Annotated in this window: 26 protein-coding genes and 1 pseudogene; 8 read left to right on the top strand and 19 right to left on the bottom strand. The window is 37.5% G+C overall.

What is annotated here, in order from left to right; genetic code table 11:
* Positions 1–1,218, top strand: coding sequence for an aminofutalosine deaminase family hydrolase (gene mqnF / locus MTT30_RS01040; RefSeq protein WP_429800681.1), 1,218 nt, complete (start codon positions 1–3; stop codon positions 1,216–1,218).
* Complete coding sequence (sppA, locus tag MTT30_RS01035; protein ID WP_429800680.1) at positions 1,206–2,069, top strand: signal peptide peptidase SppA; 864 nt, start codon at positions 1,206–1,208, stop codon at positions 2,067–2,069. Before mqnF ends, sppA begins: the two co-directional genes overlap by 13 nt.
* A 69-nt stretch (positions 2,070–2,138) precedes the next feature.
* On the opposite strand, the gene MTT30_RS01030 is transcribed toward sppA, so the two are convergent.
* The 3 genes from MTT30_RS01030 to MTT30_RS01020 all read right to left on the bottom strand — a co-directional run bounded on the left by MTT30_RS01030 (position 2,139) and on the right by MTT30_RS01020 (position 4,033).
* Positions 2,139–3,035 carry a glutamate--tRNA ligase family protein gene (locus MTT30_RS01030; RefSeq protein WP_103640497.1) on the bottom strand — a complete coding sequence of 299 codons (897 nt, stop codon included), beginning with the start codon at positions 3,033–3,035 and terminating at the stop codon, positions 2,139–2,141.
* Entirely contained in the window at positions 3,013–3,258 is a 246-nt protein-coding gene (locus MTT30_RS01025) for an RNA recognition motif domain-containing protein (protein WP_009294719.1), read from the bottom strand. The genes MTT30_RS01030 and MTT30_RS01025 overlap by 23 nt, the downstream gene beginning before the upstream one ends.
* A 223-nt stretch (positions 3,259–3,481) precedes the next feature.
* Positions 3,482–4,033 (bottom strand): DJ-1 family glyoxalase III, encoded by a 552-nt coding sequence (locus MTT30_RS01020; protein ID WP_429800679.1) that lies wholly within the window; start codon positions 4,031–4,033, stop codon positions 3,482–3,484.
* Between the two features lie 84 nt (positions 4,034–4,117).
* Between MTT30_RS01020 and MTT30_RS01015 the strand changes: the two genes are divergently transcribed.
* Positions 4,118–4,375, top strand: coding sequence for a SelT/SelW/SelH family (seleno)protein (locus tag MTT30_RS01015; protein ID WP_257639230.1), 258 nt, complete (start codon positions 4,118–4,120; stop codon positions 4,373–4,375).
* A 342-nt stretch (positions 4,376–4,717) separates the two neighbouring features.
* Here MTT30_RS01015 and efp read toward each other — a convergent pair whose 3' ends face one another.
* From efp to pheS, 8 genes are all read right to left on the bottom strand, one after another.
* The gene (gene efp / locus MTT30_RS01010; protein ID WP_021090997.1) at positions 4,718–5,284 is read right to left on the bottom strand and encodes an elongation factor P; all 567 of its coding nucleotides are present in this window, start codon (positions 5,282–5,284) and stop codon (positions 4,718–4,720) included.
* A gap of 19 nt (positions 5,285–5,303) precedes the next feature.
* Positions 5,304–6,884 carry a phosphoglycerate dehydrogenase gene (gene serA / locus MTT30_RS01005; RefSeq protein WP_429801796.1) on the bottom strand — a complete coding sequence of 527 codons (1,581 nt, stop codon included), beginning with the start codon at positions 6,882–6,884 and terminating at the stop codon, positions 5,304–5,306.
* On the bottom strand, positions 6,878–7,360 hold the full coding sequence (locus MTT30_RS01000) for a hypothetical protein (RefSeq protein WP_429800678.1): 483 nt from the start codon (positions 7,358–7,360) through the stop codon (positions 6,878–6,880). The genes serA and MTT30_RS01000 overlap by 7 nt, the downstream gene beginning before the upstream one ends.
* Positions 7,361–7,365: 5 nt before the next feature.
* Positions 7,366–9,042, bottom strand: a complete 1,677-nt coding sequence (locus MTT30_RS00995; RefSeq protein ID WP_429800677.1) for a 30S ribosomal protein S1 — start codon at positions 9,040–9,042, stop codon at positions 7,366–7,368.
* An 80-nt stretch (positions 9,043–9,122) separates the two neighbouring features.
* Positions 9,123–9,947 carry a 4-hydroxy-3-methylbut-2-enyl diphosphate reductase gene (locus tag MTT30_RS00990; RefSeq protein WP_103582460.1) on the bottom strand — a complete coding sequence of 275 codons (825 nt, stop codon included), beginning with the start codon at positions 9,945–9,947 and terminating at the stop codon, positions 9,123–9,125.
* Entirely contained in the window at positions 9,937–11,214 is a 1,278-nt protein-coding gene (aroA, locus tag MTT30_RS00985; RefSeq protein ID WP_103582459.1) for a 3-phosphoshikimate 1-carboxyvinyltransferase, read from the bottom strand. Before aroA ends, MTT30_RS00990 begins: the two co-directional genes overlap by 11 nt.
* Positions 11,211–13,547 carry a phenylalanine--tRNA ligase subunit beta gene (gene pheT / locus MTT30_RS00980; RefSeq protein WP_103582458.1) on the bottom strand — a complete coding sequence of 779 codons (2,337 nt, stop codon included), beginning with the start codon at positions 13,545–13,547 and terminating at the stop codon, positions 11,211–11,213. Before pheT ends, aroA begins: the two co-directional genes overlap by 4 nt.
* The gene (pheS, locus tag MTT30_RS00975; RefSeq protein ID WP_087585548.1) at positions 13,544–14,539 is read right to left on the bottom strand and encodes a phenylalanine--tRNA ligase subunit alpha; all 996 of its coding nucleotides are present in this window, start codon (positions 14,537–14,539) and stop codon (positions 13,544–13,546) included. The genes pheT and pheS overlap by 4 nt, the downstream gene beginning before the upstream one ends.
* A gap of 118 nt (positions 14,540–14,657) precedes the next feature.
* Here pheS and MTT30_RS00970 point away from each other — a divergent pair, with 118 nt between their 5' ends.
* Complete coding sequence (locus MTT30_RS00970; RefSeq protein ID WP_072594719.1) at positions 14,658–15,011, top strand: histidine triad nucleotide-binding protein; 354 nt, start codon at positions 14,658–14,660, stop codon at positions 15,009–15,011.
* A 40-nt stretch (positions 15,012–15,051) separates the two neighbouring features.
* On the opposite strand, the gene MTT30_RS00965 is transcribed toward MTT30_RS00970, so the two are convergent.
* From MTT30_RS00965 to argH, 3 genes and pseudogenes are all read right to left on the bottom strand, one after another.
* Positions 15,052–15,360 carry a CZB domain-containing protein gene (locus MTT30_RS00965; protein WP_374048490.1) on the bottom strand — a complete coding sequence of 103 codons (309 nt, stop codon included), beginning with the start codon at positions 15,358–15,360 and terminating at the stop codon, positions 15,052–15,054.
* 84 nt (positions 15,361–15,444) lie between these two features.
* Positions 15,445–15,723 (bottom strand): annotated as a pseudogene (locus tag MTT30_RS00960) (methyl-accepting chemotaxis protein); the annotation flags it as partial.
* Between the two features lie 461 nt (positions 15,724–16,184).
* The gene (gene argH, locus MTT30_RS00955) at positions 16,185–17,582 is read right to left on the bottom strand and encodes an argininosuccinate lyase (protein WP_429800676.1); all 1,398 of its coding nucleotides are present in this window, start codon (positions 17,580–17,582) and stop codon (positions 16,185–16,187) included.
* Between the two features lie 204 nt (positions 17,583–17,786).
* On the opposite strand from argH, the gene MTT30_RS00950 reads away from it, so the two are divergent.
* Complete coding sequence (locus MTT30_RS00950) at positions 17,787–18,176, top strand: hypothetical protein (RefSeq protein WP_148821238.1); 390 nt, start codon at positions 17,787–17,789, stop codon at positions 18,174–18,176.
* Between the two features lie 2 nt (positions 18,177–18,178).
* Here the strand turns inward: MTT30_RS00950 and MTT30_RS00945 are convergent, their stop codons facing one another.
* The 4 genes from MTT30_RS00945 to MTT30_RS00930 are packed head-to-tail and all read right to left on the bottom strand — an operon-like array spanning position 18,179 to position 21,655.
* Positions 18,179–18,718, bottom strand: a complete 540-nt coding sequence (locus tag MTT30_RS00945; RefSeq protein ID WP_429800675.1) for a hypothetical protein — start codon at positions 18,716–18,718, stop codon at positions 18,179–18,181.
* 3 nt (positions 18,719–18,721) lie between these two features.
* Positions 18,722–20,899, bottom strand: a complete 2,178-nt coding sequence (locus tag MTT30_RS00940; RefSeq protein WP_429800674.1) for a heavy metal translocating P-type ATPase — start codon at positions 20,897–20,899, stop codon at positions 18,722–18,724.
* A 1-nt stretch (position 20,900) separates the two neighbouring features.
* Positions 20,901–21,104, bottom strand: a complete 204-nt coding sequence (locus MTT30_RS00935; RefSeq protein WP_429800673.1) for a heavy-metal-associated domain-containing protein — start codon at positions 21,102–21,104, stop codon at positions 20,901–20,903.
* Positions 21,101–21,655: a GNAT family N-acetyltransferase gene (locus MTT30_RS00930; protein WP_429800672.1), complete on the bottom strand. Its 555-nt coding sequence runs from the start codon at positions 21,653–21,655 to the stop codon at positions 21,101–21,103. The genes MTT30_RS00935 and MTT30_RS00930 overlap by 4 nt, the downstream gene beginning before the upstream one ends.
* Positions 21,656–21,807: 152 nt before the next feature.
* On the opposite strand from MTT30_RS00930, the gene MTT30_RS00925 reads away from it, so the two are divergent.
* Genes MTT30_RS00925 through MTT30_RS00915 form a run of 3 tightly spaced genes read left to right on the top strand, consistent with a single transcriptional unit; the run spans position 21,808 to position 24,389 of the window.
* Positions 21,808–22,515 (top strand): YebC/PmpR family DNA-binding transcriptional regulator, encoded by a 708-nt coding sequence (locus tag MTT30_RS00925; RefSeq protein WP_429800671.1) that lies wholly within the window; start codon positions 21,808–21,810, stop codon positions 22,513–22,515.
* A gap of 11 nt (positions 22,516–22,526) precedes the next feature.
* Positions 22,527–23,021, top strand: a complete 495-nt coding sequence (locus MTT30_RS00920; RefSeq protein WP_429800670.1) for a peptidylprolyl isomerase — start codon at positions 22,527–22,529, stop codon at positions 23,019–23,021.
* Between the two features lie 12 nt (positions 23,022–23,033).
* Complete coding sequence (locus MTT30_RS00915) at positions 23,034–24,389, top strand: cation:dicarboxylate symporter family transporter (protein WP_103604243.1); 1,356 nt, start codon at positions 23,034–23,036, stop codon at positions 24,387–24,389.
* A 358-nt stretch (positions 24,390–24,747) separates the two neighbouring features.
* Here MTT30_RS00915 and pckA read toward each other — a convergent pair whose 3' ends face one another.
* Positions 24,748–26,322, bottom strand: coding sequence for a phosphoenolpyruvate carboxykinase (ATP) (gene pckA / locus MTT30_RS00910; RefSeq protein WP_429801795.1), 1,575 nt, complete (start codon positions 26,320–26,322; stop codon positions 24,748–24,750).
* Positions 26,323–26,389: the final 67 nt, after the last annotated feature.

Here is a 26,389-nt window from a genome sequence, read left to right as displayed (position 1 = left end):
ATGGAAATTCTAAAAGCAAAAAAGATCATCACTGGCGGAGAAAATCCAAAAATTTTAAGAAATTCTTGTGTTGTCATCGATGACGATAAAATTTTAGAAATTTTAAGCGAAAAAGCAGCAATTGAGAAATTTAAAGAGGCTAAAATTTGCGACTTTGGTGACAGCGTGATCACCCCGGCCTTCGTAAATACTCACATTCATTTAGAGTTTAGCTCAAACATCAGCACCCTAAAATACGGCGACTTCATAAAATGGCTTGGCTCTATCATCGATAAAGGTGGTGATCTAGCCAAAATAGACGCTAAAAAAGCGATGAGCGAAGCTATAAATTCACTGCTTAAAAGTGGAGTTTGCACCATTGGCGAGATATCTAGCTTTGGCTCTGAGCTTGAGATTTTAGCCGCTAGCCCTCTAAAAGTCGTGCTTTTTAGTGAAATTTTAGGCTCAAGCGAGCAGATGACTCACCAAAATTTGCAAAATTTCTTAACCAAATTTGAAAAGACAAAGAGCTATAAAAGTAAAAATTTCACCCCAGCCATCTCGCTTCACTCGCCCTACTCTGTACACCCAAGACTCGCCAAAGCCGCACTTGAGATCGCTAAAAAAGATGACCTGCTTGTAAGCACGCACTTTTTAGAGAGCAAGGCTGAAAAGCAGTGGCTAGAACGTGGCAGCGGTGGCTTTAAAAAACATCTTTTAAGATTTAGCCCAGATCCAAGGCCGATGTATAACGCGGAGGGCTATTTTGTGATGTTTCGTGAGATAAATACGCTATTTACGCACTGCGTTTATGTGAGTGATTTTGCTAAATTTAAGCCTCATCACAGCGTGACACACTGCGCCGTTTCAAACAGGCTACTTGGCAAAAAGGCGCTAAATTTAAAAGAAATTTTTAAAAACAATGTGAGCCTAAACATTGGCACAGACGGTCTTAGCTCAAACATCAGCCTAAATTTTTGGCATGAACTAAGAGCCGCCCTATTTACCCACGCGAGCCTTGATCTAAACGAGCTTGCCACCAGGCTTTTTGTCGCTGCAACGCATGGGGGCGCAAAGGCGCTTAGGACAAATAACGGCGAGATAAAGGCAGGACGCGCAGCAGATATCGCAATCTATAACGACCTAAAGTGCGATGATAGCGAGCTAATACTTCAGCTCATACTTCATACAAACGAGGCTAAAAAACTATATATCGGAGGTAAAATTTGCAAATTTTAAGGCTTATTTTTAGAGGAATTTTGGGAATTTTTAAATTTATAAATAGCTACTTTAAGGCACTTATATTTTTACTCATCTTATTTTTTATTTTCGCGCCAGATGGCAAGATGAAAGAGCCAAATTTAGCCCGTATTGACATCACCGGCACGATAATGGACACAAGCGAAATTTTAGAAGCGCTAGAAAAAGCAAGGCTGGATAGCAACATTAAAGGCGTGCTGCTCTACATCGACAGCCCAGGCGGAGCGCTAAGTCCCAGTGTGGAGCTTGCTATGGCGGTCAAGCGGCTAAAAGAGAACAAAAAAGTGCTCGCATACGCAGCTGGAAACATGGCAAGTGGTAGCTACTACGCTGGCGTAAATGCCGATACTATTGTCGCAAATCCAGGTGCTTTCATCGGCTCGATCGGCGTCATCATGCAAGGGGCAAATATTGAAAATTTAGCCAAAAATTTAGGCGTGAGCGAGCAGGTGGTAAAGGCTGGCGAGTTTAAAGAGGCTGGCACCTTTATGAGGAGCTGGAGCAAGCAGGAGCGTGAGAGCCTACAAGAGCTCGTAAATGATGCCTACATGCTCTTTGTGAGCGATGTGGCGGAGGCTAGAAATTTAGACATCAAGAAAAAAGACGAGTGGGCAAACGCAAGGGTTTTTTTAGCTCACAATGCCCTTAAAATGGGTCTAATTGATAGCCTTGGTAGCTACTTTGACGCTCAAAATGAGCTAGCTAAAATAAGCCTCGTAGATGAGCCCGTCTGGCAAGAAAAACCAGCTATTGAAAAAATAATGGATAAATTTACAAAGCAAGGCATAAACTCGCTTTTTAGTGCATTTCTTGAGACAAAGCTCAAATAATCAAAGCAATACATGGCTAATCAAAGCAAAAGATCAAGGCGGGGATAAACTGCATATCATAGTATAAATTTAGCTCATGCTTTGCAAAAATTTTTTGGCTATATTTTTTAGCTTAAACTCGTAAAGTAGATTTTGGATTTTGTCCGTTGATTTTATATCCAAACCAAGATCATTTGCTAAAATTTTGTAATAAATTTTCGGGCTATCTTTTAGATTAATTGGCGCTGATTTTGAGCTTTTTGAGAGCTTTTTATCATCTTTTAAAAGTAGCTTATGATGAATAAAATTAGCATTAAAAAATCCAAAATTTAGCCTTTTTGCAAGGTATCTTTGAGCTAGCGTGCAAGGTAGCAGGTCTTCCCCTCTAATAACCAAATTTACGCCCATATCTTCATCATCTATCACACTTGCAAAGTTGTAAGCCGGAGTAAAATCTTTTTTGTAAATCACAAAATCGCCCATTTGCTCTGCCACAAGCTTACCAAGAGAATCACCCTCATCCACGCTTAGTCTAATGGCGGTCTTGTCTTTTATAAATTTTAGATTTTTATTTTTACAAATTTTAGTGTAAATGCCGTTTTTATAGGCATTCTTTGTGGTCCTTGAACACTTGCAGATATAAATTTCATCTAGTTTTTCAAGTACATCTTCGTATCTTTTAGCTCTTATTTTGAAGCTAAAATTACGCTCAAAGTCACTTACGCTAATTGGACCTTTATCGTATTCAAGCCCTAAAAACTCTAAAACATCAAAGATATTTTGGACAAATTCTTGCCGGTATCTACCAAGGTCATAGTCATCGATGCGTAAGTGCAAAATACCATTTACCGAACGTGTCAAAAGATAAGTTAGGATGAAGTTATAAGCATTGCCAGCATGCAAAAAACCACTAGGAGTAGGAGCTATGCGGGATGTTATGCCACCATTTGGTGGCAAATAGTCATTAATCCCTTGGTCTAGCCTCATTTACCCTTAAAGTACGTCCGCCTAGTTCTTTTTCATTTAGTGCGTCTATGGCTTTTTGTCCCTCGTTTGCATCGTCCATTTCAACAAAGCCAAAGCCTTTTGAACGGTCAGTTTCTCTATCTTTTACTATTTTTGCTCGCCTTACTTCACCAAATTGTGCAAAGGCTTCCTTTAATTCTGCCTCTGTCGTTCTATACGACAAATTTCCTACATAAATATTCACAGGAGTGTTCCTTAAAAAAATTACCGATTTATTCGGTTAGTGTGATAATAGCTAATTTTCGTCAAAAAGATGTAAAAAATCAAAAATTTATTATATTTTTTTGAAAAATATTCTTAAAAGCTACAAGCTCGTATATATAGAACTTTTATAACTATCACTAAACAAAATCTAATCTTAAGTTTAAAAAGAATAATTAAATAAAAAACTATTTTATCTTTATAAGCTATTTATAAAGTAAATCATTCTTTACTTGAAGATAGGCTTCATCGCCAAGTAAATTTTTAACTATAAAAAGTGCAAATTCCATTGAAAAAGCAGGACCTTTTGCTGTAATAATATTTTGATCCCTCAATACACTCTTGCCGTTATCATAACCCCTTTTGTCACTTCTTACATTTTCTTCAAATCCTGGATAACAAACAAAATGATCTTTTAGTACACCAGCGCTCTCAAGCACCATAGGAGCAGCACAAATGGCACAAATAAGCTTATTGCTTTTATCAAAATTTTGCAAAATTGCTTTGAGCCTTGTATCGTTTGCTAGATTGCTAGCTCCTGGAAGTCCACCAGGAAGGACGATCGCATCATAGTCTAGCTCTTTCATCTCGCGAAGTGTTACGTCGGCTTTTACGCATATATTGTGACATCCTTTGATGTTTACGTCATTTAGCCCAACAATAGAAGCTATCGCTCCAGCTCTACGTAAAACATCAACAGAAGTTAGTGCTTCTATCTCCTCAAATCCATCAGCTAAAATCACAGCAACTTTTTTCATAAAATTATCCTTTAAAATAATATGTTTTATTTGTTAAGTAAAATTTTATATAATGTTGGCTTATTTCACAAGAAAGGACAGAGCATGCAAGTAAAAATTATTTACTGCAACTCTTGAAACTATCGTCCGGTAGCTTCTCGTGTAGAAGATGAAATAAAAGCGAACTTTAGTGATGCAAGAGTCGAAAAGGTTATAGGTGATGGTGGAAATTTCATCGTCGAGATTGATGGAGATGTTATATTTTCTAAGAAAGATCGCATCGGAAATGATGAAGCGAGATTTCCTCACGGTGAAGAGATCACAACTCTTATAAACAAATATCTCAAAGAAAAGTCGGCTTAATGCTAGCTACCGAGACGGGAAACCGTCTCGTTTTTTCCCATTTTTAACTTACGGTTCTACTATCCTAATATAAAAATTTTATAGTTAAAACATTTACTTATCTCGCTAAGAATTTTCATTATTTTATATATTTTTTGATTTTTAAATATTTTATGAGCCGATATTTGACTATATTTGGATTTTTATAAAATATAAAAATTTTGTGTATTCTAAGCTAACACTGTTTGAAATTTTACAATGTAGAAATGAAGTTTTTTGCTAAAGCCAATACTTTTTAAATAGTGACTTTAGCTAAGCATTAGGATTACTAAACGTAAATTTAGTAAGAAAGATTAAGCTGCTTTATTTATTTGCACGCTCGATATACTCGCCACGAACTGTATCAACACGAATTACTTCGCCCTCAAGTACGTGAAATGGTATCTGAACAACCGCACCACTCTCAAGAGTAGCTGGCTTTTTGCCGCCTTGTGTATCACCTTTGAAATTTGGTGGAGTCTCAACTATCTTTAGCTCAACTACTTGTGGCACTTCAACGCCGATCGCATTGCCATTGTGAAATAAAATTTCAACCATCATGCCATCGATCATCCATTTTTTTACATCACCCACATCCTCATCGCTAATAGCAACTTGTTCATAAGTAACCGTATCCATAAATTGACAATACTCACCATCATCATAAAGATACTGCATCTCTTTTTCTTCAAGATGTGGTTGCTCGCATTTATCGCCTGCGTGAAAAGTCTTTTCAAGCACTTTTCCGTCGATAAAAGATTTGATTTTCGCACGAACAAAAGCTGCACCTTTGCCCGGTTTAACGTGTTGATATTCTACGATTTTATAAGGAACGCCATCGATCTCGATCTTTAGCCCCTTTTTTAGATCGCCCATTGAATATGAAGCCATTTTTTATCCTTTCAAAATTTTATATAACTGCGTATTGAGCCCAAACGCAAGCTTCAAGTGCGTTTAGTCTCTCTAACGTTTCTGCTTTTATATGTTCATCAACCAAAATGACAGCAAGTGCCATATTGTGATCATCTCTGCCAAGACGGAAGTCTGCGATATTAATCTTTTCATCAGCTAAAATTTTACTAATCTGAGCAATAACACCTGGCACATCATGGTTTTTAAAGATAATCATCTTGCCTTTTGGTTTAAAGTCGGTCTTAAAACCATTTATCGTTACGATACGTTGCTGATTTTCACCAAATACCGTTCCACCTACGGTTACAATGCCATTTTCAGTAGTTAAGCGAACGGTAATTTTATTTTTAAAAATACTATCTCCGCCAAGACTAGTTTCGGTCACTATGCCTTTTTCATCACATAAAAATTTAGCATTTACATAATTTATCGTTTCACCAAGACTCTCTTTTAAGGCGCCCACGATTGCAAAAGTTAGCATTGAATTTGCATATTCGCTAATCTGGCCGTGAGTCTCGATACGAATAGCCTTAATAACACTTTTATTTATCTGTGCAGCAAGAAATGCCATCTTACTTGTAAGATCGATATAAGGCTCAACAAATGGCGGTAGATCTTCTGTTTTTATAGGTAAATTTAACGCATTTGGATAGCTTATACCGCGAGCTGATAAAATAGCTTGCTCGACTGCCTCTACTGCGATATTTCGCTGCGATTCAAGCGTATTTGCCCCAAGATGTGGAGTGACGCTTACATTATTTAGATCAAGAAGCGGATAATCAGTTGCTGGCTCTCTTGTAAAAACATCAATACCAGCAAATGCTATTTTGCCACTTTTTAGTCCTTCATAAAGCGCTTCTTCGTTATAAAGACCGCCTCTAGCGCAGTTTATAAGTCTTACGCCATCTTTCATTTTTGCGATCTCTTTAGCGCCTATCATATTGGTCGTCTCTTTAGTTTTTGGCGTATGTATCGTGATAAAATCACATGCTAAAATATCATCAAAATTTTTAGTATAAGTACCGCCCATATCGATAACTTTAGATGGATCAATATATGGATCATAAGCGATAATCTCCATACCAAAAGCTTTTGCACGAACAGCTACTCTCGAGCCAATATTTCCAAAGCCGATCACGCCAAGCTTTTTCTTAAAAAGCTCAACCCCATACCATTTCTCACGCTTCCAAATTCTATCTAGCTTTAGATCATTATGAGCGTATTCAAGAGATCTAGCTGAAGCTAGCATATGAGCCATTGTTAGCTCAACTGCAGCAATAGTGTTTGCAGTTGGAACGTTCATAGCTATTATGCCACGCCTTGAGCATCCTTCTATATCAACATTATCCACACCAACACCAGCTCTAACAATAGCTTTTAGTTTTTTACCAGCATTTAAAAACGCCTCGTTTACTTCAGTTGAGCTTCTTGTTATAGCAACATCAGCCTCGCCTAAAATTTTTAAAAGTTCATCTTTGGGAGTATTAACTGCATCTATTACGTTTATATCTTGCTCTTTTTTTAAAAGTTCAAAACCTACTGGATGTATCGCATCGCAAACAATGATAGTCTTCATAATTTTACCTCTCTCACACTTGAGTGGATATCATAAACTCTTAGTTCTAAAATGATATTTTGTAGAAGTTTAGAGTCTTGAGTATTTAAAAATATCTGGCTTTTCGCACCATCTTTTACAACAGTAAAATCAACCTCACTTTTTCTTAAAGTCTGCATCAAACAAAACATTGAATAGATATCATTTTTATCTATCAAAAGTTCATATGCAGTAATCTTTGGTTTTTCTATTTTGGGTCGGTTGTATTCTATAAAAATTTCATTTACAGGCAGCACATAATCTCTTTTTCTAATAGTTGCTAGCTCACTCATCCAGTTAATATTGCTGGTCGTGCTTTTGGTTAAATTTTGCTCATTTGTGATATTTTCTTCAGATATTTGACTGAAATTTACACTTGCAAATTTAACAAGAGAAATTCCAACCAAACCCAATATTACAAATAGCAGGACAACTACTAATAAAAGTATGCGTCTGCCCATTTAAACTAAAGTAATTGTTCTTTTATAATATCGCCAAGTGTTACTTTATCATCGTTATCATTGATCTCATTTAACACTTCACGCTCTTTTTGTTTTGCTAAACGGCGTATGCTCAGGCGAATTCTATTTTTCTTCTCATCGATAAATGCGATAGCTGCTTCGATCTCATCGCCAATCTTAAGTGTACTAACATCTACACTACCTAAATCTTCTTTGCGGATCAGTGCATCAACGTTATCGCCAAGTTCAACAAATACGCCAAAGTCTTTAATATCGCGAATTGTTCCTTTTACGATATCGCCTACATTAAATTTATCAGCAAATGCTTGAACTGGACTTTGTTTTAGGTCTTTTAGGCTAAGTGAAACTTTTTGTTCAGCACTATCGATTTTGATGATTTTTACTTCAAGCTCGTCACCAGCTTTAAACATGTCTTTGCATTTATCGTTTCTATCCCAAGATGCGTCTTCATTATGCAACAAGCCTTCAACGCAACCCACTCTAACAAATGCACCAAAATTTGTGGTAGTTGTCACAACGCCTTTTACTACGTCACCCTCTTTGTGTTTTGCCTTAAACTCATCAAATGGCTTTGGAAGTAAATTTTTAAGGCTTACTCTTAGGCGGTGTCCTTTTGCATCTATCTCGATAACCTCAACATCAATCTCTTGACCTTCATTGATGTGATCTTTTGGATTTTTGATATTTTTGTCCCATGAAATTTCAGATATATGCAAAAATCCTTCAATATCATTTCCAAGATCAACAAATGCGCCGTAAGGCTCGATATTGCTAACTGTAACTTTAATAGTGTCACCAACCTCTAATCCATCGTTTATGATCTCTTCCCAAGGATCTGGAGTAGCCGCCTTAATAGATAGAGACAAGTGGCGTTTTTCGTTGTCATAACTGATAACTTTAACTAAAACTTTATCACCTTCTTTATATAGTGAGCTAGGGTTTACTGGGCCCTTATAGCTTATCTCGCTGTAATGAACAAGTCCATCGACTCCACCAACATCAACAAACATGCCATAAGTTGTGATTTTTTTAACTGTGCCTTCTATAACGCTATCATTTTCTACTATGCTTGATAGAGCTTCTTTACGTTTTTTGCGATCATCGTCTAAAATTTTCTTTCTAGAGACAACTATGCTATTTTCTTCTTTATCAATTTTTATAACTCTTACTTTATATATTTTACCAATTACTCCTTCAGCGTTTTTAAAGCCACTGTGAGTTTTTGGTAAGAAAAATTCCACGCCATTTGCATCTTGAGTTATAAAGCCACCTTTATTTTTTCCAACTACTTTTACGTCGATTTCGCCAGAATTTTCAGGATCGTAAGCTTCGATGAAAGCTTTAACTTTCTCTTTTCTAAGTGCTTTTTTATGCGATACTATAGGTCTTCCATTTCTTGATCCAGTTATAACAACTTTGATCGTATCGCCAACCTTATGCGTCAGGTTTCCGTTTGCGTCAGTGATCTCAGAAACATTCAAAATACCTTCTGACTTCTTGCCAACGTCGATTAAAACCTCATCGCCATTGATACTGACGATCTTTGCGTCACTATCTTCTTCAGTCTTTTTAAAAGACTCCTCTAACATCGCAGCAAAATCGATATCTTCAATATCTTCGTCTTTTGCTTTTCCTAATTGAACACTTTTGTTCACAGCCATCTTGATCCTTTAAATTTTATTATGCCAGTAGAGGCAAATTGGCTTATTATAGTTAATTGTGGCTTTAGCTAGGATAAATTTTATACTTTTTTGATTCTGTCAACGACTTTTTGTATGATCCAGTCAGGCGTACTTGCACCCGCACTTATGCCACACAAATTTTTGCCATCAAACCATGATTTTTCAAGCTCTTCTTCGCTTTCAATTAGGTAGCTATCTTCGCAGAAATTTTTAGATATTAGGTAGAGTTGTTTTGTATTTGAGCTATTTTTTCCACCAATTATTATCATCACATCAGCTCTTTTTGCCAAATTTTTAGCAGCCTCTTGGTTTTCAAATGTTGCGTTGCAGATAGTGTTAAAAACACGCACCTCTTTTACGTGAAGCATAAGGTAGTTTGCGATCTGCATAAATTTCTCGACTTTTCTAGTCGTTTGGCTAACAAGTGCAACCTTTTGCTTAAATTTAATATCCTCTAGCTCACTCTCTTCAAGCACGACATAGACGTTACCCTTGGCGTATGACTTCACGCCTTTTACCTCAGGGTGGTGCATGTCGCCATAGATCACCACATCATAGCCCTCTTCGCTCATTTTTTCACAAATTTGCTGTGGCTTTGTCACAAATGGACAAGTTGCGTCAATCACTTTTATATCTGTCTTTTTTAGCTCTGCAAGGTCATTTTTAGTGATACCATGAGTGCGGATGATCGCCTTTTTCTCATCTTTTAGCTCGTCTATACCCTCAAGTGTTTTTACATTGTAGTTTTTCTCAAGCCTGTTTATCTCTTCGTTATTATGGATGAGTGGCCCGATGGTCGCAGCATCTCCTGCATTTTCAGCAATCTTTATCGCCCTTTTTACACCAAAGCAAAATCCATAACTACTAGCAAGCTCAATCTTCAACTCTAGCTCCCATTTTCTTTAAAATTTCAGCAAAATTTGGAAATGAAGTGGCGATAAATTCGCTCTTTTCTATCTGCATGCCGCACTTTAGTCCAAGCACAGCAAAACTCATCGCAATCCTGTGATCCCCGTGACTATCTATCTTGGCAAATTTAGCCTCTGAACCATTTATGATAAAGCCATCTTCAAGCTCGCTAGCATCAACACCACACTGCTTTAGCGCATTTATCGTGACAGTAATTCTATCGCTCTCTTTTACACGAAGCTCTTTTGCATTTATTAGCTTGCTTTGGCCTTTGGCGCAGGCAAATGCGATGGCTAAAGCTGGAGCTTCGTCAATGAGCCACGAGATATTTTCGCTAACTTCTACACCTTTTAAATTTGGTGAGTACTTGACCTCGATATCACCGATATCTTCATATTTGCTTGAAGTTTTGTAAAATTTTATCTCAGCTCCCATTTTTTCTAGAATTTTATAAGCTTCGATGCGAGTTTTATTTAGTAAGATATTTTTTAAAATAATGTGCGAGTCCGGAATGATAAGTGCTGCGACTGCAAAGAAAAATGCCGAGCTTGGATCATTTGGTACGTCTATATCAAGTGGCGCAAGTGAGGCTTTCATCGGCTCTAGCTTGATCTCTAGGCCGTCACGCTTTATATCAGCTCCCATGCCAGCAAGCATGCGCTCAGTATGATCCCTACTTAGTTCTGGCTCACTAAATTTGCAGCCATTTGAGTAAAGAGCTGCCAGCAAAAGCGCACTTTTTACCTGGGCTGAGGCAATCTTGCTTTCAAAACTAAATCTTTCAAATTTCGTCCCTCTTATGCAAAGTGGAGCGTTGCTTGCGTTGTTTGCACCATCTATCTTTGCACCCATATCGTTTAGAGGTTTTGCTATTCTAGCCATTGGACGTGAGTTTAAATATCTATCGCCACTTAGTACGAAAAAGCCATCCTGTACGGCTAGTAATCCCATAAAAAGCCTCATCGCTGTGCCTGAGTTGCCACACTCTAAAATTTCATTTGGCTCTTTTATCTTTTGCGGCGGTGTGATTGTTATTTCGAAACCATTGTCCTCAACTTTTGCGCCTAAAAGCTCGACTATTTTTAGAGTATTTAGCGTGTCGCCTGCTCTTAGATAGTTTCTAATGCGAGATGGCTTATCACTCAAAAGCGAAAAAATCGCACATCTATGCGATATTGATTTATCCGCTGCAATATCGTTGATAGTTAAATTTAGACTTTTTTCTAATGGATAAATTCTCATCTTATTCCGATATTTAGTTTATCTTTTAGCTCACCTAAAATTTTATCCATAAGTGCGTTTATATCATCATCCTCAAGCGTTTTTTCCATATCTTGGAATGTAAATTTCAAACTAAGGCTGATCGAGCCATTTAGTTTCGCATCTTTGTAGATATCAACTGGTAAAAATTCTTTTAGCTCTTTTAGGTTTAGCCCTCTTATGCACTCATAAATTTGTCCAGCCTCAAAATTTTCAGGCACGATGAGACTAAGATCCCTTGTTGTGCTTTGAAATTTAGAGTAAGGCACTGCCAAAATCGGCTCAAATTTAAGCTTCGCAAAATCAATCTCGCAGACGTAAGTTCTTGGCAGATCTCTCTTTGCCTCAACCCTTGCATCAACTCTTCCGATATAGCCGATATTTTCGCCATTTTGATAGATGTGTGCTTGCTCGTATGGGCTAAGATATGAGATACCCTGGCAAGGTTTTAGCTCAAATTTACCTATGACGTTTTGCACCATCGATGCAAATGCATAGAAATTTGCCTCCTCACCTTTTGCGCCGTTTATTAATGTAGGCTCTTTTAAAAGGCCAGACACAACAAAGCCTAAATTTAAGCCCTGATTTGCATTTTCATCAAAAATTTCTCCAAGCTCAAAAAGTCTAACTGAGCGTTTCGAGTTTTTGATATTTTTCTCGCTTGAGCTTAGAAGGTGATTAACAAGCGTCGGTCTAAGCGTGTTTAATTCGTTGTTTATAGGATTTAGTATCTTGACTTTGCAAGGTTTAAAATTTAGCTCACTAAGCTCGTCCTCACTATCAAAAACATAGTGTACGCTTTCAAAAAAGCCATTATCGGCTGCTCTACGCCTTAAATTTAGGGCGTTTTTATAGTCAAAATATGTCTTATTTAGCCTATTTTTCTCAGAGAAATTTAGTGGTTTTGAGGCGATATTGTCTATGCCTACCATCCTTACGATCTCCTCGCAAACATCGTGAGAATTTACTATATCATGGCGAAATAACGGTACTTTTACGTTAAAGCTTTCTTGCTCAACGTTTACCGCGATCTCAAAGCCAAGTTTCTTTAAAATTTTAACAACATCATTTCTAGCAATATCTTGACCGATCATATTTTTAATCTCAAAAAGAGAGATACTAAGCGTGATAGGTTCGGTATTTAAAAGCGACTGCTGTGAGCCAGCAAAGAGATTTAGAGTATCTTTAAAATTAGCAAGTCTTTTAAATAAATAATCCGCACCATAAGCTAAATTTGGCTCACTGCCACGACTTGAGCGATAAATTTGATCACCCTTTGGTAAATTTTTATTTTCAAAAATAGCTTTTGAAACTACATCTGGCTTTACGTAGCTAGCTTCTACTATGATCACTTTTGACTTCTCATCTACCCTTGCTACATCACTTTGGTAAATTCCAGCAATGCCTAAATTTTTATCCCCGCAATAAACGACACATTCGCCATTTTTGCCATTTTTTATATCAAAAACAGCCTTTTCGCCTTCACTTACAAGTTTAGCGTGATCATAAGCCCTAAATAAAACACCCGTGCAAAATGTCGCGTATTCAAGCAGTCTCTCAACTAAATTTGTCTTTTGGCACTCTATTAATGCTAGACGCATGCGAGTTATTAAACTTTCATATAGTCCCTCTTTTAGCTCAAAAGCCTTATACAAAAATGACCCATTTACTTTATCCTCTGCTCGCACAGAAGCTATTCTGCCAATACCTAGTAAATTTTCGCTCTCATCGTCTTCGTGACTATCTTTCATATTTAAATCAAGCGCTGCACAAATTTCTCTTGCGATGCCATGTAAATTTTGGCAATCGCCTCTGTTTGCTGTGACATCAACTTCGATTATCGTATCTTTAAATATCTCAAATTCGCTAAGACTTGTACCAAGTTTTAGCTTGCCGATGCTCTCATCAAGTGGCAAAATTCCATCGTTTACCTTTGGAAGTCCCAGCTCACTTGAAGAGCAGATCATGCCACTTGACTCGATACCTCTTAGCTTTGCTTTTTTTATCTCAAGACCATTTGGCATAGTCGTGCCAATAAGTGCAACTGGCACAAACTGGCCAGCTTCAACATTTTTAGCCCCACACACGATCTGAAGCGTCTCTCCGCCAACATCCACTTGACAAATGCTTAGTTTATCGGCATCTGGGTGCTTCTCTCTACTTTTTATGTAGCCAACCACAATACTCTTTGGTAAATTTATCTCTTTATAGCTATCAACCTCTAGCCCGATAGAATTTAATGTCTTTGAAAGTGTCTCGCCGCTAACGTCGCTAAGGTCGATCCACTCGTTTAACCAATGCTTTGAAATTATCATTTAAACTGCTCCAACAATCTTAAATCTCCCTCAAAAAGCGACCTTAGATCAGGCACTCTATGAAGCAACATCGCAAATCTCTCAACGCCAAGACCAAAAGCGTATCCACTTACATTTTTATAGCCAACCGCCTTAAATACATTTGGATCAACGACGCCACATCCAAGCACCTCAAGCCAAGTAGTCTGCTTGCACACTCTGCAGCCCTTGCCATGGCAGAATATACAACTAATATCAACCTCTGCGCTAGGCTCCGTAAATGGAAAGAAGCTAGGGCGAAAACGTACTTCAACATCGCCAAACATATGCTTTAAAAAGCCTTCTAGCATTGATTTTAAATTTGCAAAGCTAACTTTCTCAGCATCCTCAACCACAAGGGCCTCGACCTGGTGAAACATCGGTGTATGCGTTAAATCCATATCACGTCTAAAGACGGTGCCTGGCGCTATCATACGAATAGGTGGCTTTTGATTTAGCATAGTTCGCACCTGAACTGGACTCGTATGCGTCCTTAAAAGCCTAAAATCATCTAGGTAAAATGTATCTTGCATATCCCGTGCTGGGTGGTATTTTGGTAAATTTAGCGCCTCAAAGTTGTGAAAATCGTCTTCTATAAGTGGCCCAGTCTCAAGTGAGAAATTTAGAGCTAAAAAATATTCAATTATCTTATCCATCGTGGCCATTACAGGGTGCAGCGCCCCGCTAGCAACAGGCTCGTTAAAAAGCGTGATATCAGCAGCCTCTTTTTTCATCTTGCTATCGATCTCTTGCTCGCCAAGCTCGGCCTTTTTGGCTTCTATAAGCGCGCTTAGCTCATCTCTTTGCTTATTTAAATTTGCTGCAAATTCCTTTTTCTCATCTTCGCCAAGCTCTTTTAGCTTTGCAAAGCCTTGCGCCAAGATGCCCTTTTTGCCAAAAATTTCTACCCTGACCTTCTCAAGATCGTCAAGCGTTGAAATTTCATTTTTGATTTTATTAACGAAATCTTGCAATTTTTTACCTTTATAAATTTTTGAGTCGATTTTATAGAAAAAGAGTTAAAATCAAGATAAAGAGCACGAAATTTAAGCACACTTTGATATAATTTTGCAAAATTTCAAAGGAGCTAAAATGACCATATTTGAAAAGATCGTTGCTGGTGAAATCCCTTGCAACAAAGTGCTTGAAAGCGAGAAATTTCTAGCTTTCAATGACATAAATCCAAAAGCACCGATCCACATCCTAATCATCCCAAAAAAACACTATAAAAATTTCCAAGAGATGGATCCGATTTTAATGGGAGAGATGACAAAATTTATCCAAGAAGTGGCGACCTTAATGGGCGTTGATAAGAGCGGATACCGCCTCATCACAAACTGCGGCGAAAACGGCGGTCAAGAAGTTATGCATCTACATTTTCACCTGCTTGGTGGAGCGAAGCTTGGCTGGAGCGAAGGCGTAGCTGATCCACAAAGCACATTTTAATAACTTCTAAATTTTAGACTCAAAGCATGAGTCTAAAATTTTATTTTCTTGCAGACTTAATAGCTTCAAGCAACTCTTCAAAACCTACTTTACTTGAGTTTTCGACATCTTTTAATATTTCAACGCCAGGTAGATTTCCTTTGTCTTTATCAGCAAAAATAACCATCGCTTTTTCTAGTCCATGATGAACATTTTCATGATGAGCTGCGATACTTGAGAGAATTTTGGCATCTTTTACAAGAGTATTTTTCACATCTTTTTCATACCATTTGCCAAATCTACACTCATGAACATCTTGAATTTTATTAAATTCATTTAAAAGCACACCTCTATATCCATTTAGCTTCATATTTATATGATCTATTTTTCCATTACTTACATAGACTTCATTTGTAACATTTAGAGCCTGATTTAGGATATTTTGCGTATTTGCGTTTACACTTGAGATATTTCCTTCAAATCCACCTAAAATCTTCATAGCATTTGCAGAAATTTTTGAAAAATTCTCACTCATTTCGATCATCGTATTCGCACTTTGCTTAAGGCCATTTATATTTACTTCTACTTCAAGTGTCGCTTTTTGAGTGCGCTCGGCTAGCTTTCTAACCTCATCTGCCACGACAGCAAAACCTCGTCCATGCTCACCAGCACGGGCCGCCTCAATAGCAGCATTTAGAGCTAGCAAATTTGTCTGATCTGAGATATCTTTAATAAGATTTATAATCTCAGCAATCGAATTTACGCTTCCATTAAGCGAAGAAGCATCATTTGAAAGGTCATTGCTCATCTGGCTTACTTGCTCGATCGAGTTTAAAATTTCAGCCGTTTGCGACTTGAGTTCGCCCGTCTCTTTGAAAGTCTTTTCATTTAGTCCATTTATACTTTCAAGCATTTTTAGGTTTTCTTCCATTGTTAATTGCAAGAAATTTATACCATCTTGATAACTTGAAAGCAATAAATTTACAGCCTCTTGCTTATCCTTAGCTTGCTCTTTTGGCTCACAAGTTTTAACGTTTTTTAGCTCATTTTTAAGTGCTAAAATTTCAGCCTTTAAAGCTTCATTTTCTCTCTCTAAAGCTTCATTTTTACTAGAAAGCTCTTTATTTTTACCATCAAAAAACATTTTTCATCCTTTAAAATTTGTAGATTTTGCGTAATTATAACTCTTTTTTCTTAGAGCCAGTAATCTAAAATTTCTATCTGCTCATCAACGCTTTTATTTGCCGTGCCGCCTTTTGAAGTTCGAACCTCTTTTGAAGCATGAAGATCTAAAAATTTAATAGCATTTGCATCTAAATTTTCATCCACACTTTTTAGTTGCTCTTCGTTTAATTCACTTAAATCAAGTCCCAAGCTTTCAGCCTTTGCAACAGCTTTACCTGTAATAAAATGTGCTGTTCTAAATGGAATATTTTTTTCACGCACTAGATAATCTGCCAAATCAGTCGCACTTAGATGCCCAGTTTTTGTCGCTTTTAGCATGTTTTTTTCGTTAAATTTAGCTGTTTTTATCATCTCATTTAGGATAGTAGCCGAGCTTAAAATGGTTGAGACGCTGTCAAACACACCCTCTTTATCTTCTTGCATATCTTTATTATAAGCAAGTGGCAGACCTTTCATCGTAGTTAGTAGCGCTACCAAATTTCCATTTACGCGCCCCGTTTTGCCGCGTATGAGTTCGGCAACGTCTGGATTTTTCTTTTGAGGCATTATGGAGCTGCCCGTGCTATAAGCGTCACTGATACTTACAAAGCCAAATTCTTGTGAGCTCCAAAGTATGAGCTCCTCACAAAGTCTGGAAGCGTGTGTCATGAAAACGCTAATGTTAAATAAAATTTCCAGCGCAAAATCACGGTCACTCACGCTATCCATCGCATTTTGTGTGCAATCTGCAAAGCCAAGCTCGCTTGCAACGATAGTTCTATCTATCTTATGAGGAGTGCCTGCAAGGGCTGCTGAACCAAGCGGACTTAGGTTGTTTCGCTCATATGAGCTAACAAAACGCTCGAAATCTCTTTTAAACATAAATGCATATGCTAGCAAGTGATAGCTAAGACTTACTGGTTGAGCATGTTGAAGATGTGTGTAGCCTGGCATTAGCGTATCTTTGTGGTTTTTTGCCAAATTTGTAAGCGTGGAGATGAGCTCTTTTATACATGAAGAAATTTCTAAATTTTTCTTCAATACGTAAAATTTAAAATCAAGCGCAACTTGGTCATTTCTACTTCTAGCTGTGTGCAATCTACCACCAAGCTCAGCTCCGATGATCTGGCTAAGGCGCTTCTCAACTGCCATGTGTATATCTTCATCTTCTAACTTAAACTCAAATTTACCTGCTCTTATCTCAGATAAAACCTCATCAAGCCCCATTATGATCGCCTCTGACTCATCTTTTTTCAAAATTCCGCAAACCCCAAGCATCTTTGCGTGAGCCTTACTTCCAGCGATATCTTCCTCAAAAAGATTTTTATCAAAATTTATAGAGGCGTTAAATTCCTCAAGTAACTTCGAGCTAGCCTCGCTAAATCTGCCCTCCCACATCTTTTTGTGTGCGTTTTTCTCTTCTTTCATAGCTTTGCCTTTAATTAATTTTGCGTGATTTTAACAAAATAGCACTTAACTGGGTATTTTAACTATAAAGTTGCAAAAAAGTTATAAATATAATTTATCTTTAAGGATATAGAAATATAATTCAAAATATAACTTTTTAAAAACTATTTTAATTTTCTATTGAAATAGTTTAAAATAAAAATAATCTATAAGAGGAAGGATGATATGCAAATAGATGCGAATATGAACTCAAACATTTTCTATCATGATGGCTATACATCTATCTCTTCAAATAGCTCAAAAACAAGCATGTTAGTATCTTCTGGCTATGACAAGAAAGATATTGTTAGAAGCAATGAAGTACATGTAGAACAAAGAGAAGATGCTAAAATTTCCCCTATAATTATTAATAAAGCGAGCGCTATACAGTTACAAAAAGACTTAGAAAAATTACAAGAGCAAAAGCTAGATATTTCACATCAAATTTCAAGCATCCAAAGCCTAAAAGATCGTAATTCTATGCAAATGCTTCATTACTTAAATTTAGAGCAGTCAGCCATTCAAAATAACATTTTAAGCATTAAAACTCAAATGATAGAAATGGCACAGGCTTAAAACTAAGCCTTGCCAATAATAGTTTCTAAAACTAGGCAAAAATCCTCTAAAAAATATCCCATTGATTTATAAAAATTGCTAGTTGCGTCTTTTTGGATGTCTCTTGAAAGCTGTTTAGCATAAGGCAAGAAAAATGAGACACTAAAAGCTGCAAGAAGTCTCATAGACTCCTTAGATGCTTTGCTTTTTAAAATATTTGCTATTAAAATTAGCTGATTTGAGATGCTATCAATCTCGCCCATTTTTGGCTGAAAATTTATAGCCTTATAAAATTGAGCTAGATCATCTTTTGCAGACGAAAAATAGTAACTTGCCTCAAATTTTGACTTTAAAATGACAAAATCGTCACATAAAGCAGCACTACTTTCATCTTTGATAAATTTAGCATAAAGCTCATTGCCTTTTTTATTTGCTTCGTTATTTGTCTGCGTTATCCACGCATTTGTCTTTTTGATACGTATAAAAGATGAAACGTCTAAAATGCCACTAAAATTTGTAGCAAGCGCAGCCGCTACAACGCTATAAAGTTTTCCAAGTTTCAAATTTTAATCCTTAAGTCGTAGATATCTAAGTCTAAGTGCGTTTAAAACAACAGTAACAGAGCTAAGACACATTGCCATTGAGCCATAAACTGGGCTTAAAAGTAGCCCAAAGACCGGGTAAAGTACGCCAGCAGCTACTGGGATACAAATCGCGTTATACATAAACGCCCAAAATAAATTTTCTTTTATGTTTGCCATAGTAGCATTTGCCAGTCTAACTAGCCCAGTCACGCCACGCAAATCATTTTTAACAAGCACGATATCTCCAGCACCTTTTGCTATATCTGAGCCTGAGTTCATAGCGATGCCAACACTTGCCTCTTTAAGCGATGGTGAATCATTTACGCCATCTCCAACAAAGATAACGCCACCGTGGCTTGCAAGCTCTTTTATCTCATTAAATTTATCTTCAGGCAACATATTTGCGTGATATTTACTCACATTTAGCTTCTTGGCAATACTTGCAACCACCTTCTCATCATCGCCTGAAAGGATCACACTTTGTAAATTTAGACTTGTAAGCTCATTTATAACATCACTTGCCTCGTCTTTTAGCTCATCACTAAGCGTTAAAAAACCGACAAATTTTTTATTTATAGCACAAAGTATGACGCCACTTCCATCATTTGTAGTCTCTTTTATAGCGTTACTTTCATCTAAATTTAAACTAACTTCATTTGCCAAAAGCAGCTTTTCGTTTCCAATTATTATATGATTATTCTCATCTTCATAGATGATGCCTTGCCCGACAACATTTTGAAATTTTCCATTTAGCTTTTGTAAATCTATACATTTTTGCTTTGCATATCTAACGATAGCTTTTGAGATGAGATGCTCACTTAAATTTTCAGCAGAAGCGATAAGAGCTAAATCTTGCTCACTTAAATTTGAGCTTTTGACGCTGATTTGCCCTTTACTAAGTGTGCCAGTTTTATCAAATGCTACGAATTTAGCATCTTTTATTAGCTCTAAAACTTCTGGATTTTTTACTAAAATTCCAGCTTTTGCACCACGTGCAAGCGAGCTTACTATTGCTATTGGCGTAGCAAGTCCAAGAGCGCATGGACATGAGATTATTAAAACGCAGATCGCGCTAGAGATCGCATAGGCGAAATTTCCACTAAAAATTATCCATATTACAAATGTAAGAACTGAGATCGCCACGACACTTGGCACAAAGATGTTTGCTATCTTGTCAGCCAGCCGTCCGATAGGCATCTTTTTAGAGCTAGCGTCGCTTAGTAGGTTTAAAATTTGAGATAGCAAGCTCTCGTAAGAGCTCTTTGTCACCTTGACGCTTATGTAGCCATTTGTGTTTAGAGTGCCGGCAAATACGCCATCTCCCACCTCTTTATAGACTGGCAAGCTCTCTCCTGTAAGCATAGAAGCATCTATCTCAGCGCCACCTTGAACTATCACGCCATCACTTGGGATGTTGTAGCCATTTTTTACGATGACGATGTCGCCTACTTTTAGCTCATTTACATTTACCTCTTTACTATGTCCATCTGGCATGACCAAAAAGGCGGTCTTTGGCGAAATTTTAAGTAGTCTCTTTAGATAATCCCCTGCCTTTGCCTTTGAGCGCTCTTCAAGATACTTACCTAGCAAAACAAAGGCTATTATCATCGCTGCGCCCGAGACATAGACATTTTTTAGATCATCTGGGATGAAATCTGAAAAGATCACAACAAAAAGCGAGTATAAAAATGCACTGCCGCTTCCAAGAGCTACAAGCACGTTCATATCGTAGTTTTTGTTTTTAACAGCCTCTATGGCGTGAGCAAAGAAGTCTTTGCCACTAAAAGCTAGCACCAAAAAGCCAAGCGCTAAAATGGCTAAATTTACAACCACGCTAGGCCTTACAAACATCTCAAGCGCCATGATGACCATGCTCGCTAGAAATGCAAATATAAATTTATTTCTGATCGCAGTTATATGCTCGTCTCTTTTGGCTTCAAATTCATCAATATTTGTCGCCACAAAGTAGCCAAGCTTCTTTATCTTTTGCTCTAAAACTTCACGCACGCTAGCGTCTTTTAGGACAAATTCGCCGCTTGCATTTGCAAAATTTACATTTGCTTCAAGCACCCCATCTATCTTTTTAGAAACTTTCTCGATAGCGTTTGAGCAATTTACGCAGCTCATTCCAGCTATATTTAGTTTGACTTTTAAAGGCATATCAAAGCTCCTTTATAATGTCAAATCCAAGATCAGCCATTTCTGATTTAAATTTCTCTACATCGCCATCTTTTATATCGACGCTTACTTGTCTTGGCTCTTTGCTAAGATCGACTTTTATCTCGCCAAAGTCATCTTCAAGTGCGTTTTTTATAGTGTTTGCGCAGTTTTGGCAGTGGATATTGTTTGCTTCAAATGTTTTCATATTATCTCCTTTATCATATGGTCGTATTCATGTAAATTTATAATTTTCTTGACATTAAATTTAAAGCCCAAACTCTCGTAAAATTTACGAACTTTTGGCTTATTTGTATCTACTATTAATGAAACCTTTTTATGCCCTAGCTCTTTTGCCTTGACAAATGAATGCCTTATGAGCTCTTTTGCAAGCCCTTGGCCTCTAAAATTTTCATCAACAGCGATACTATCTATATAAAACTCATCATCAAAACACTCTTTTTCTACTTGAGCGTCTTTACCAAGAGCCTTTAGATGCTGCGAAATTTCTCTATCAAGCTGCGCTACGTCGCCACCAAAATATACACACATCGCAGCGATAATTTCCTCATTATATTTATAAACAAAGACATTTTTATAGCTAAGTCTATTTGTCTCACTTTTGAAAAAAATTTCTAAAATTTCATTACTTTTAATAGGATCATCGTAACCACTTAGCTTGTAGGCGATATCCTCCATTGCTAGATTTAGTAGCTTTATGCAGCTTTTTGCATCTTGTTTTTGAGCATTTTGTATCATGTGCGTCATTATAAAACTCTAGCTTAAATTTTTACCAAATATCAATCTGCGATTTACAAATTAATAACCCGCAATATGCAAACTAAAAATGTTTTAAAAAAGTATAAAATTTTTTTAGTTATAATCCGTAAAAAATTTATTTAAGGATATTTATGGGACGAGCATTTGAGTACCGAAGAGCCGCAAAAGAAGCTAGATGGGATAAGATGAGCAAGGTATTTCCAAAACTTGCAAAAGCTATAACAGTAGCCGCAAAAGATGGTGGTTGTGATCCAGATATGAATCCAAAACTTCGTGCAGCTATCGCAGCGGCAAAAGCTGAAAATATGCCAAAAGATAACATCGATGCAGCTATAAAAAGAGCAAATGGTAAAGATAGCGCCGATATCAAGACTATTTTTTATGACGGCAAAGCAGCTCACGGCGTGCAAATCATCGTTGAGTGTGCGACTGACAACCAAACTAGAACGGTTGCCAATGTTAAAGCGATATTTAGCAAAAATGGCGGAGAAATTTTGCCAAGTGGCAGCCTTAGCTTTATGTTTACAAGAAAGAGCGTTTTTGAGCTTGAAAAACCAAGCGCAGACATTGAAGAGATCGAACTTGAGCTGATAGATTATGGCCTAAGCGATATCGAGACTGACGATGAGACGCTATTTGTTTATGGCGATTATGCAAATTTTGGCACACTTCATGAAGGTATCGAAAAGCTAAATTTAGTAGTTAAAAAAGCTTCACTTCAATACTTACCAAATCAAACCGTGAATCTAAGCGAAGAGCAAATGCTTGAGGTTGAAAGGCTTCTTGATAAGCTAGAAGACGATGATGATGTTCAAGCAGTTTATACAAATATCGAATAAAAGGGAAATACATGCGTTTTGATGAATTAAAAGTTTATGACATAAATTTAGACGAGCTTAAAAAAGATAAATTTGTAGTTTTAGAGACAGACAAAGGCGAGATCAGACTTGAACTTTTTGCCGAAGAAGCTCCACAAGCTGTTGCAAATTTTGTACATTTGATAAAATCGGGCTTTTATAATGGCCTAAATTTTCACAGAGTTATACCAAATTTTGTCATCCAAGGTGGCTGCCCAAATGGAACAGGTACAGGCGGTCCTGGCTGGAGAATAAAATGCGAATGCGACAACCAAAAGGTAAAACACGAGCGCGGTAGCCTAAGCATGGCTCACGCGGGGCGTGATACTGGCGGATCACAGTTTTTCATCTGTCATAGCAAACAGCCTCATCTTGACGGCGTGCATACAGTCTTTGGAAAATGCGTTGATGATGAGAGCCTAAAGGTGCTTGACGCTATAAGACAAGGCGATAAGATCATCTCTGCTAAGATCAGAGAAAGCCTATAAAGGGGAAAATTTATGAATAATGCTAAAAAGCAAGGAAATCTTGCTGTAAGATTATTTACCAATCTTGCCTTTTGGGTTGTGATCGGTATTGTTGGTGGCGTTATCGTTGGCATGGTCGCACCTGAGCTTGGTATAGCAAGCAAGCCAGGAATCGACTATTTTATAAAAGCACTTAAAATTTTAATTGGCCCTATTATCTTTTTAACGATCGTTTCAGGTATCGTTGGGCTTGAAAGCTTAAAAGATCTTGGATCTATTGGATTAAAGGCATTTATCTATTTTGAGATAGTTAGCACACTTGCGCTTGCTGTTGGTATCATCTTTGGCGAGACACTTCGTCCGGGACATGGCATGAATCTTGACTACACTCAGCTTGATGCCTCAAGCGTAGCTAAATTTACATCTCAAGCTGCAAATATGGACGCAAATAGCGGATTTGTAGCACATACACTTCATCTTTTAAGAGGAGCTGTGCCAGTAGATGATATTTTCCCTTACGTACATATACTTGATCCATTTATAAAATCAAACACACTTCAAGTACTTTTCATGGCTATTATCGTTGCCATCGTGCTTTCGCTGCTAGCTCATGATAAAAAACAAGCTTGCCTAAAGCCACTTGAATTTATTCAGCACTATGTCTTAAAGCTTCTTAGCTGGCTTATGCTCTTTAGTCCAGTGGCTGCATTTTCGGCTATGGCTTATCTAATCGGCAAATTTGGTATCGGAACGCTTCTTGGCATGATGGAGCTTTTGGTTGTTATGGCACTTGCAAGTTGCTTTTTTATCTTTGTGGTGCTTGGCATTATCTGCTATTTTGCGAAAATCAATGTCTTTAAATTTATGCGTTTTATTTCAAAAGAGGTATTGGTAGTCTTTGCAACAAGCTCGAGCGAAACAGCTCTTGCGCCACTTATGCAAAAGCTAGAATCAGCTGGTATAAATAGAGGTGCTGTTGGCCTTATCATTCCAACTGGCTACTCATTTAACCTAGACTGCACCAACATCTATCTAAGTCTAAGTGTTATTTTCCTAGCTCAAGCATTTAACATCCCACTAAGTTTTGAGCATCTAATAAGTATACTAATCGTACTAATGATTACAAGTAAAGGCGCTGTTGGCGTGACAGGATCAGGCTTTGTTGTACTTGCTGGCACACTAAGCGCACTTCCAAGTACTGGCATACCAGTCGTAACCGTGGCCGTGCTACTTGGCGTTGATAAATTTATGTCAGAGATGCGTGCCGTAGGTAACCTTTGCGGTAATGCGGTTGGCTGCATGATAGTTTCTATCTGGGATAAAAAAGTCGATATGGATAAATTTAGATATGCGCTAGATCATCCAGAAGAATTTCACTTCCACTCATAATATAACTTTATAACTATAAGGGCAACTTTGCCCTTATTTTTCTCTTTTTATTCTAAATTTATCCGATCTATCTCCTCCTCTCAAACCTATAAAAATTTTTAGAAAACAGTAGCACAATAAATGATATTTAATACTTGGTTCAAGCACAAAAAGAAAAACTAGAGGCTAATTGTAATAGGAAAATTTTATTAGTAACTCATATATTTGGCAATATCTAATATTTTGTTACTTACTAGAATAAATTTACAACTGTAACACTTGAGATTGGAATTTAGAAGAGAGATACTTTAAATTTAGTCATATCAAAAATACCAACTAAAAAGACTAGCCTTGCAAGCTCTTTGCAAGGCCATATAAATTAAGCTTTTGGTCCAGCTTTAGCGTACTCAACGCCCTCTTTTACATCTTCATAACGCTTGAAATTTTCAACAAACATTTTAGCGAGTTTATCACGTGAAGCGTTATACTCAGCCGGATGCGTCCATGTGTTTATAGGATTTAGCAGTTTTGTCTCGACACCATCAAGCTCTTTCGGAATGGCAAAGTTAAATTTATCAAAATTTTCAAATTCGCATTTTGTGATGCTGCCATCAAGGATTGCATTTATGCAAGCACGAGTTGCTTTTATGCTCATACGTTTACCAACGCCGTAAGCACCACCGCTCCAGCCTGTATTTACAAGATAGACATTAACGCCGTGCTTATCGATCTTCTCGCCAAGTAGTTTTGCATAGACGGTTGGATGAAGTGGCATAAATGGCTCGCCAAAGCAAGCGCTAAAAGTAGCGACAGGCTCAGTTATACCGCGCTCTGTGCCAGCAACTTTTGCTGTGTAGCCACTTAAGAAATAATACATCGCTTGCTCTTTTGTAAGCTTCGCAACTGGAGGAAGTACACCAAAAGCGTCAGCACTTAAAAAGATGATATTTTTTGGATGGCCAGCGCTTGAGCTTGGCTCGTAATTGTCGATGTGATAGATCGGATAGCTCACACGTGTATTTTCAGTCTTTGAGCCATCCTTATAATCAACTACGCCCTTTTCGTCAGCTACAACGTTTTCAAGTAGCGCATTACGCCTGATCGCTGCGTAAATTTCTGGCTCACTGCTTGGATCAAGGTTGATACATTTTGCGTAGCAGCCACCCTCAAAGTTAAACACGCCATCATCGTCCCAGCCGTGCTCATCATCGCCTATTAGCTTGCGTTTTGGATCGGTTGAAAGTGTGGTTTTGCCAGTACCTGATAGGCCAAAAAATAGCGCTGTATCGCCCTTCTCGCCTACGTTTGCAGAGCAGTGCATGCTTAGCTTACCCTCAAGTGGCAACCAGTAGTTCATCATAGAAAAAATGCCCTTTTTCATCTCGCCGCCGTACCATGTACCACCTATTACTGCAACATTTTCTTCGACGTTAAAGATAACAAAGACATCTGAGTGTAGCCCATCAGCCTTGTAGTCCTCATTTTTTGTTTTACAAGCGTTATATACTACAAAATCAGGCTCAAATTCAGCTAGCTCCGCTTCACTTGGACGGATGAACATATTTTTCACAAAGTGTGCTTGCCACGCTACTTCGGTGACAAAGCGGACTGATTTTTGGCTCTTTTTGCTAGCTCCACAAAATGCGTCTTGGATGAAAATTTCCTTGCCGCTTAGCTGCTCTTTTGCTTTTTTAAGAAGCTTGTCAAAAAGCTCTTTTGTGATAGGCTGATTTATCTTACCCCAGGCGATATACTTTTGGCTTGGATCTTGCTTGACGAAATACTTATCTTTTGGGCTTCTTCCAGTAAAAATTCCCGTATCAACCATAAATGTGCCGTTGCTTGAAACCCTACCTTCGTTGTTTGCCTTTTCAAGCTCAAAAAGCTCGTCGTAGCTTAGATTGTGATTTATCTTTTTGATCTCTTTTAGACCTAGTTCGTCTAGTTTGTTTATCATGTTATTTCCTTTTAAAATTTCATTTTTTATAAATTCTGACCTAAAAGTCATCAAAATGTTAATC

This window comes from Campylobacter concisus (genome assembly GCF_050447445.1).
GTDB lineage: Bacteria > Campylobacterota > Campylobacteria > Campylobacterales > Campylobacteraceae > Campylobacter_A > Campylobacter_A concisus_BI.
This window is presented reverse-complemented; position numbering and strand designations above follow the sequence as displayed.